Origin of the sequence: Streptomyces sp. NPDC059668 (assembly GCF_042734135.1) — a bacterium.
In the GTDB taxonomy this organism is placed as follows: domain Bacteria; phylum Actinomycetota; class Actinomycetes; order Streptomycetales; family Streptomycetaceae; genus Streptomyces.
The window spans coordinates 99791-107327 of the sequence record NZ_JBHWEL010000006.1 but is presented as its reverse complement, the minus strand read 5'-3'; the positions used below and the strand labels follow the sequence as shown (position 1 = coordinate 107327).

The 7537-nt window shown below is 71.8% G+C and carries 7 protein-coding genes; all 7 read right to left on the bottom strand.

The window, feature by feature from the left end:
• Positions 1–157: 157 nt before the first annotated feature.
• Entirely contained in the window at positions 158–1075 is a 918-nt protein-coding gene (locus ACFV2J_RS07380) for an HAD hydrolase family protein (RefSeq protein ID WP_385083875.1), read from the bottom strand.
• Positions 1076–1177: 102 nt separating this feature from the next.
• Complete coding sequence (locus tag ACFV2J_RS07375; protein WP_385083874.1) at positions 1178–2080, bottom strand: LLM class flavin-dependent oxidoreductase; 903 nt, start codon at positions 2078–2080, stop codon at positions 1178–1180.
• Positions 2081–2149: 69 nt separating this feature from the next.
• On the bottom strand, positions 2150–2698 hold the full coding sequence (locus ACFV2J_RS07370) for an RNA 2'-phosphotransferase (protein ID WP_385083873.1): 549 nt from the start codon (positions 2696–2698) through the stop codon (positions 2150–2152).
• Positions 2699–2844: 146 nt separating this feature from the next.
• Positions 2845–3789: a MerR family transcriptional regulator gene (locus tag ACFV2J_RS07365; RefSeq protein ID WP_385437656.1), complete on the bottom strand. Its 945-nt coding sequence runs from the start codon at positions 3787–3789 to the stop codon at positions 2845–2847.
• 29 nt (positions 3790–3818) lie between these two features.
• Positions 3819–4721: a metal-dependent hydrolase gene (locus ACFV2J_RS07360; protein ID WP_385083871.1), complete on the bottom strand. Its 903-nt coding sequence runs from the start codon at positions 4719–4721 to the stop codon at positions 3819–3821.
• Positions 4718–6478 carry an SDR family oxidoreductase gene (locus tag ACFV2J_RS07355; RefSeq protein ID WP_385083870.1) on the bottom strand — a complete coding sequence of 587 codons (1761 nt, stop codon included), beginning with the start codon at positions 6476–6478 and terminating at the stop codon, positions 4718–4720. Before ACFV2J_RS07355 ends, ACFV2J_RS07360 begins: the two co-directional genes overlap by 4 nt.
• Positions 6475–7317 carry a M24 family metallopeptidase gene (locus ACFV2J_RS07350; RefSeq protein WP_385083869.1) on the bottom strand — a complete coding sequence of 281 codons (843 nt, stop codon included), beginning with the start codon at positions 7315–7317 and terminating at the stop codon, positions 6475–6477. Before ACFV2J_RS07350 ends, ACFV2J_RS07355 begins: the two co-directional genes overlap by 4 nt.
• Between the last annotated feature and the right edge of the window lie 220 nt (positions 7318–7537).

Below are 7537 nucleotides of genomic sequence, written 5' to 3'. Positions count from 1 at the left end.
TCTGCGGCGCGCCCCCTCCACAATCCTCTGACTCGCGTGCCCCCCCGGGGGGGGGGGCGCGCCCCCCCCCCCCCCCCCGGGGGGGGGGGGGGGGGGGGGGGGCCCCCCCCCCCCCCTGGACCGTGATGCCTGCTCGAATCGTTTCTGCGATCGGGTGCTAGAGCCGGTCGGCGATGATCCGCTCGATGACGACCGCCACCCCGTCCTCGTTGTTGGCGACCGTACGGCCGGAGGCCGCGGCGATCACGTCGGGGTGGGCGTTGCCCATGGCGTACGACGTGCCGGCCCAGGTGAGCATCTCGACGTCGTTCGGCATGTCCCCGAAGGCGACGACCTCGTGCGGCGCGATACCGCGTTCGGCGCAGCACAGCGCGAGCGTGCTGGCCTTGGAGACGTCGGGGCCACTGATCTCCAGCAGCGCACTGGGGCTGGAGCGGGTGACGGTGGCACGGTCGCCGACGGCGCGGCGTGCCACGGTGAGGAAGGCGTCGGGGTCGAGCTCGTGATGGAAGGCGAGGATCTTGAGCACCGGCTCACCGGCGCCGGGAGCATCCGGTGCCAGCAGCTTCTCGGCGGGCCCGAGGGCGTCCGGCAGCTCCAGGTGCATCTTGGGGTACGCGGGCTCCTGGTAGAAGCCGTAGGTCTGTTCCACGGCGAACACCGTGCCCGGCGCGGCCTCCCGCACCAGCCGTACGGCGTCGAGAGCGTTCTCCCGCGCGAGTTCGCGCACCTTGACGAACCGGTGGGCACCGGGACCGCCGTGCAGGTCGACCACGGCGGCGCCGTTGCCGCAGATCGCCAGGCCGTGACCGTGCACGTGGTCGCTGACGACGTCCATCCAGCGGGCCGGGCGGCCGGTGACGAAGAAGACCTCGATACCGGCCTCCTCGGCGGCGGCGAGGGCGGCGACCGTGCGCTCGGACACCGACTTGTCGTCGCGCAGCAGGGTGCCGTCGAGGTCGGTGGCGATCAGGCGGGGCGGGACGATGGGAGTACCTCCTTGTTCGTGCGCGGCCGAGACCGTGCGGGAGGCGCGGGGGGCCGGTGGCTCGGGCTGTCGAGTCGCTGAGGTCACCGCGCCATTCTGGCGCATATGCCCGCACGGCCGTGCGGGGGTCCGCACAGGTGAGTGGTTACCGCTCTCACCAGGACCGTCACAGCCCGCAGCCGCGGGCTCTCAGCGCAGCTGCGCCGGTGCCTCCATGGCGATGCGTTCGAAGACCTTCTCGTCGGCCGCGAAGTCCGAGTCGGGGATGGGCCAGTGGATCACGATGTCGGTGATGCCGAGCTCGGCGTGGCGGCCCGCGAAGTCGACGAACGCGTCGAGGGACTCCAGCGGACGGCCGCGGTCGGGGGTGAAGCCGGTGAGGAGGATCTTGTCGAGCTCGGCCGCGTCACGGCCGATCGCGGCACAGGCGTCCGCCAGCTTTCCGGCCTGTCCACGAATGGCCTGAACCGACTGTTCGGGGGTCCCCGTCTCGTACAGCTTCGGGTCTCCGGTCGTCACCCAGGCCTGTCCGTACCGGGCGGCGAGCTTCAGCCCGCGCGGACCGGTGGCGGCCACCGCGAAGGGCAGCCGGGGGCGCTGGACGCAGCCGGGGATGTTGCGGGCCTCGTGCGCGGAGTAGAAGGCGCCCTCGGACGTGACGGAGTCCTCGGTGAGGAGACGGTCGAGCAGCGGTACGAACTCGGCGAGGCGGTCGGCGCGCTCGCGCGGGGTCCAGGGCTCCTGGCCGAGCGCGGTGGCGTCGAAGCCGGTGCCGCCCGCGCCGATGCCCAGGGTGACCCGGCCGGCCGAGATGTCGTCGAGGGAGATCAGTTCCTTGGCGAGGGTGACCGGGTGCCGGAAGTTCGGCGAGGTCACGAGCGTGCCCAGCCGGAGGCGGTCGGTGGCGGCGGCCGCGGCGGTGAGCGTCGGCACGGCTCCGAACCAGGGGCCGTCCCGGAAGGTCCGCCAGGAGAGGTGGTCGTAGGTGAACGCCGTGTCGAAGCCGAGCTGCTCGGCACGCTGCCAGGCGGCACGCCCACCCTCGTGCCAGCGGAGGTGGGGCAGGATCACGGTGCTCAGACGCAGACTCATGCATCGAGCGTAAGCGGAGCCGCGGCGTGGTGGCGGCCATCGCGTGATCACTCCGTGGCCGGCCCCTGGTCAGTGCGGGCCGGGGAACCGCAGATAGGCCGGGGGCACGGCCTCGGTGAGCCATACGCCGTTGGCGCTGACCCGGAAGACATGGCCGTCGCGGTGCATGGCGCCGGCGTCCACGCCGAGCACGACCGGCCGCCCGCGGCGGGCGCCGACCCGGGTGGCGGTCTCCCGGTCCGACGACAGGTGCACGTCGTGCCGGTTCATGGGCCGCAGGCCCTCGGCGCGGATCGCGTCCAGGTTGCGTGCCACGGTCCCGTGGTAGAGGTGCGCCGGCGGGGCCGCCGCGGGCAGGCCGAGATCGACCTCGACGGAGTGGCCCTGGCTGGCGCGGATGCGGGTGCCCTCCACGGCGAAGCGCCGTTTGTCGTTCGTGTCCACCACGTGGTCGAGCTCCGCGCGGGTGAACCGGAATCCGTGCGTCGCGGCCGCCGTGATCAGGGTGTCGATCTCGACCCAGCCTCCCTCGCCGAGCGTGAGCCCGATCCGCTCGGGCTGGTGCCGCAGATGCTTCGAGAGGTACTTCGACACCTTCACGGTGCGTCTTTCATCCATTCCTACCTTCATCTCTTCGTTCATCCGACCAGGGTGCCTGGCGAGACGCTGATCACGCATTTGATTTTGGTTCGGAGGTTTGATCCACAGCCAAGTGTGGTTATCCACAGGCGAATTGGAGATTCTGTGGACAACTCAGTTACGCATCACGGCTTTTCATCAATAAGGTTGCTTGTGGGATGATTTGCAGTGAGTCGGTCCAAGGTCCGTGCCTGCAGCTCGCGTTCGGCCGCCGCCGCGACGAAGGCCGCGACCTGCTCCGCGCCAACCAGACGCTCCACAGCCCGCGTTGTGCCGACCGGTATCTCCACGGGCCACGTCTCCTCCCGCAGCTCACGGGCCCCCTCCGGACCCAGCCGCACGCGCAGGTGCCGGGTGGCGAACAAGCGCATGGCCCGGGCGAGTTCGGCGTCCACCGTCTGCTGGGCGAGCGGCCGCAGCCGGCGTACGAGCGAGGCCGCCTCCGCCGCATCGGCGTCGCTCGGCGGATGTTCGCCGAGATAGCGCGCGAAGACGTGCTCGGTCGTGAACTCCAGGAAACGCGCGGCGATGTGCTCGACCTTGACCCTCAACTCCCGCAGATGACCGGAGATCGCGGACAGCGGGACACCCGCCGCGTACAACTCGACCGCCACGGCGAGCTCTTGGGGGCTCGGTACGAGGAAGAGGTCCTCGCTTCCGGGCAACGGCTCCAGCACACCCAGTTCCACGGCGTCCGCCACCGCCGCGTCGTCCGGACTCCCTCCGAAGCGCTCGTCCAGCTCGGCCCGTGAGATCCGTACCGGCCGCTCGTCGGTCCACGGCCCGTCGACCTCCGCGACCAGCCCGAGGACCCCGCCCAGGCCCCGGCCCGTGTCCCACGCCTCCAGGAGCTCCTTGATGGAGGCCAGCGTGTAACCGCGGTCCAGAAGGTCGGCGATCTGCCGCAACCGGGCCAGATGCGCGTCCCCGTACACGTTGGCGCGGCCCCGCCGCTCGGGGCGGGGGAGCAGCCCGCGGTCCTGATAGGCGCGGATCGTCCGGACCGTGGCGCCGCTGAGGTGCGCCAGGTCCTCGATGCGGTACACGGCACCGGCCGGCTCGTCGCTCACCGCTCCCTGCCTTTCCGGCCTCCGGGCCGTCACGAGACAGCCGCGCGCCCGATCGCCCCGGCCGCCGCCCGCGCCGCGGGCGACTGCGCCAGATACTCGACGGCCCCGCGCAGCGAGCCCTCCTGCGAGGGATGGTACGACCGCCGCAGATAGCGGGGTACGGCCGCGCCGAGCTCCTTCCAGGTGGGCAACAAGCCCTTGCGCACCGCCCTGTTGTGGGCCACGAGCGAATACCGCACCCGCCCGGCGAGCTGCGGGTCGTGACGCAGCAGATGGGCGGCGCCCCACACCCAGAGGTAGAGCATCATCGGCGCCGTGACGGCCATGCCCGCGACCCGGCGGGCGTACCGGGGCAGGCCCTCGCCACCGCAGTGCCGGTACAGGTCGAAGGCCACCGCGCGGTGCTCCACCTCCTCCGCGCCGTGCCAGCGCAGCAGGTCGAGCATGACCTCGTCGGACCCGGCCCGGTCCAGCCCCTCGGCGGCCAGCACCCAGTCACCGAGCACCGCCGTGAACTGCTCGATCGCGGCCACCACCGACAGCCGCAGGCGCAGCCACTCCCGGTCCGGCAGCGGCACACCCAGGGGCGGGCGCTCACCGAGCACCTTCTCGAAGAGGAAGTCGACGTGCCGGGTGAAGTCGCCCGTGTCGAGGTGCTGGGCCGCCAGGTGGTCGAGGACGTACGCGTGCTGCACACTGTGCGTCGCCTCCTGCCCCATGAACCCCTTCACGTCCCGCAGGAGTTCGGGGTCCCCGATCAGCGGCAGCGCCTCCTTGAGGACCTTCACGAACCACCGCTCCCCAGCCGGCAGCAGCAGGTGCAGCACGTTGATGACGTGGGTGGCGGTCGGCTCGTCCGGTATCCAGTGCAACGGGGTCCGCTCCCAGTCGAAGGAGACCCGGCGCGGGGTGATCGGGTGCCGCCCGCTCACAGCGGTGGTTCCATCCGGGCGACCGCGCGCAGCGCCCTCGGCGTGAACCGCGCCATCAGACGGGCGCCGCGCGCCTCCGGGGTGACGGGCACGACCGCCTGGTTGCGGACGACCGCGCGCAGGATCGCGTCGGCCACCTTCTCCGGCGGGTAGTTGCGCAGTCCGTAGAGCCGCGCCGCCCTCCTCTGCCGGCGCTTCTCCTCGGTGGCGTCGACCCCGGCGAAGTGCGCGGTCGAGGTGATGTTCGTGTTGACGAAGCCGGGGCAGATCGCGGAGACCCCGATGCCCTGGCCGGCCAGCTCCGCGCGCAGGCACTCGCTGAGCATCAGCACGGCTGCCTTGGAGGTGCTGTAGGCGGGCAGTGCCTTCGAGGGCTGATAGGCCGCCGCCGACGCGGTGTTGACGATGTGACCGCCCTGGCCGCGCTCGGTCATCTGCCTCCCGAAGAGCCGGCAGCCGTGGATGACGCCCCACAGGTTGGCGTCGAGGACCCTCTTCCAGTCCTCCGGGGTCGTGTCGAAGAAGGACCCCGACAGTCCGATCCCGGCGTTGTTCACCAGCACGTCCACCACGCCGTACTCGCGGGCGACCTTCTCGGCGAGCTTCTCCATGGCCTGCTCGTCCGAGACGTCGACCGTCTCCGCCCAGGCGTCCGGGGAACCGATCAGCCGGGACATCTCGGCCGTGCGCGCGGCGCCCTCGGCGTCCCGGTCGACGGCCACCACGCGTGCGCCGGCCTCGGCGAACGCGAACGCGGTGGCCCGGCCGATGCCGCTGCCCGCACCGGTGACCAGCACCAGCTGTCCGCCGAAGCGCTCCGCGTACCTGCCGGTGGCCACGGAGTCCCGCACGGGTACACCGTCCTCGTTGGTGTGCACGAACTCCGTGATCCAGGCGGCCACCTGATCGGGCCGGGTCCGCGGAATCCAGTGCTTGGCCGAGAGCGTGCGGCGCACCAGCTCCGGGGCCCACCGCTCCAGCTCGTCGTAGAGCCGCTCGGAGAGGAACGCGTCCCCCAGCGGCGTGATGAGCTGCACCGGCGCGTGCGCGTAGGCGTCCGGCCGCGGCCGGCTCAGCCGGGCCCGGACGTTGTCGCGGTAGAGCCACGCGCCGTGCGCCGCGTCCGTCGGCAGCGACGGGGTCGGGTAGTCGCCCGGGGGCACGTTCTCGACGCGCCGCAGGATCTCCGGCCACCGCTTGCCCAGGGGGCCGCGCCAGGCGAGCTCGGGCAGCGCGGGGGTGTGCAGCAGGTACACGTACCAGGACTTCGCGCCCTGGCCGAGGAGTTGACCCACCCTGCGCGGAGTGGGGCGCTTGACCCGCCGCTTGATCCAGTGCCCGAAGTGGTCCAGGGACGGCCCCGACATCGAGGTGAAGGAGGCGATCCGGCCCTCCGTGCGCGCGACCGTGACGAACTCCCAGGACTGCACCGAACCCCAGTCGTGCCCCACCAGGTGCACCGGCCGGTCCGGGCTGACCGCGTCCACGACCGCCAGGAAGTCGTCCGTCAGCTTCTCCAGGGTGAATCCGCCCCGCAGCGGGCGCGGTGCCGTCGACGCGCCGTGTCCGCGGACGTCGTACAGCACGACGTGAAAACGCTCGGCGAGGCGCGACGCGACCTCGGACCACACCTCCTTGGAGTCCGGGTAGCCGTGCACGAGCACCACCGTGGGCTGTGCCGGGTCGCCCAGCTCGGCGACGCACAGTTCGATCCCGCCCGTCCGCACCCGGCGCTCGCGCGCTCCGTCGAGACTCACTTCTCCTCCGCCCAGCGCCGCACGTGCGGCAGATCGTCGTCCAGCCAGAAGGCGCTCTGCTCCGGATCCCGGGAGTCGGTGACGACCAGGATCTCCTCGAACTTCGCACCCGTACCCCGGAATCCGAGGTGCGGTTCGACCGCCCACAGCCCCGGCCGGGGCGGATGGTCGGAGAACCGGTACGGCGACCACAGCGGCGACCAGCCGTCGCGGTGCCCGTGGAGCGCGTCGCCCGCCAGCCCCTTCAGGGACTGCGTGCCGAACCCGAACAGGCGGGGCGCCCAAGGGCGCTCCTTCACCCGGTCGACCTTGTGGGCGATCACCCCGAAGGGGTAGGCGCGGTGCCGGTTCGCGTATCCCTGGCGGACCATGAGCCGGTCCACGTCCTCATAGATCGCGCGCAGCGGTCTGCGCTCGCGGACCTCGCGCAGGATCAGCTCGCGGTGCGCCTCCAGGTCGGCGAGCAGCCGGTCCTGCAAGGGGTTGAGGCCCAGCGAGCCGGAGTAGCCGACGTCCGCCGTGAAGCCGCGGTGGACCGGGGCCAGGTCGAGGATGAACGGCATCCCCGGCTCCAGCCGCCGGCCGGTGGGGAAGAACTGCAGCGGGACACGGAAGTTGACGAACGCCGTGCGGTCCCCGAACCAGGCGAAGGGCAGGTGGAACCAGTCACGCACCCCGCGCTCGCGCAGCCAGTCGCGCTGCATGCGCGCCGCCTCACGCTCGGTCACACCCGGCCTCAGCTGCGCGGCGACCGCTTCCGCGCAGTCGTACGCGAGACGCTGGACCTCCCGGAACCCCCGCAGCTCCGCCGAGAGTCCGCCCGCCACTGCCGTCGTCATGCCACCGCCCCACTGGTCTTCGTCGACTGCGGTACGTGCCCGTAACTTGACACTGGCGAATGTGACAGTAGTTAGAGGCTGCGTCAATAGGCCCGTCCGGCACCTGTGGACGACCGGCCCGATGTGGACAACACCCCGCCGGTTGTTCGACCTCAGGGGGACCCCTACGGGGACGTACGACCCGAGAGGGACGCCGATACAGCTCCACGGGTTGACGACC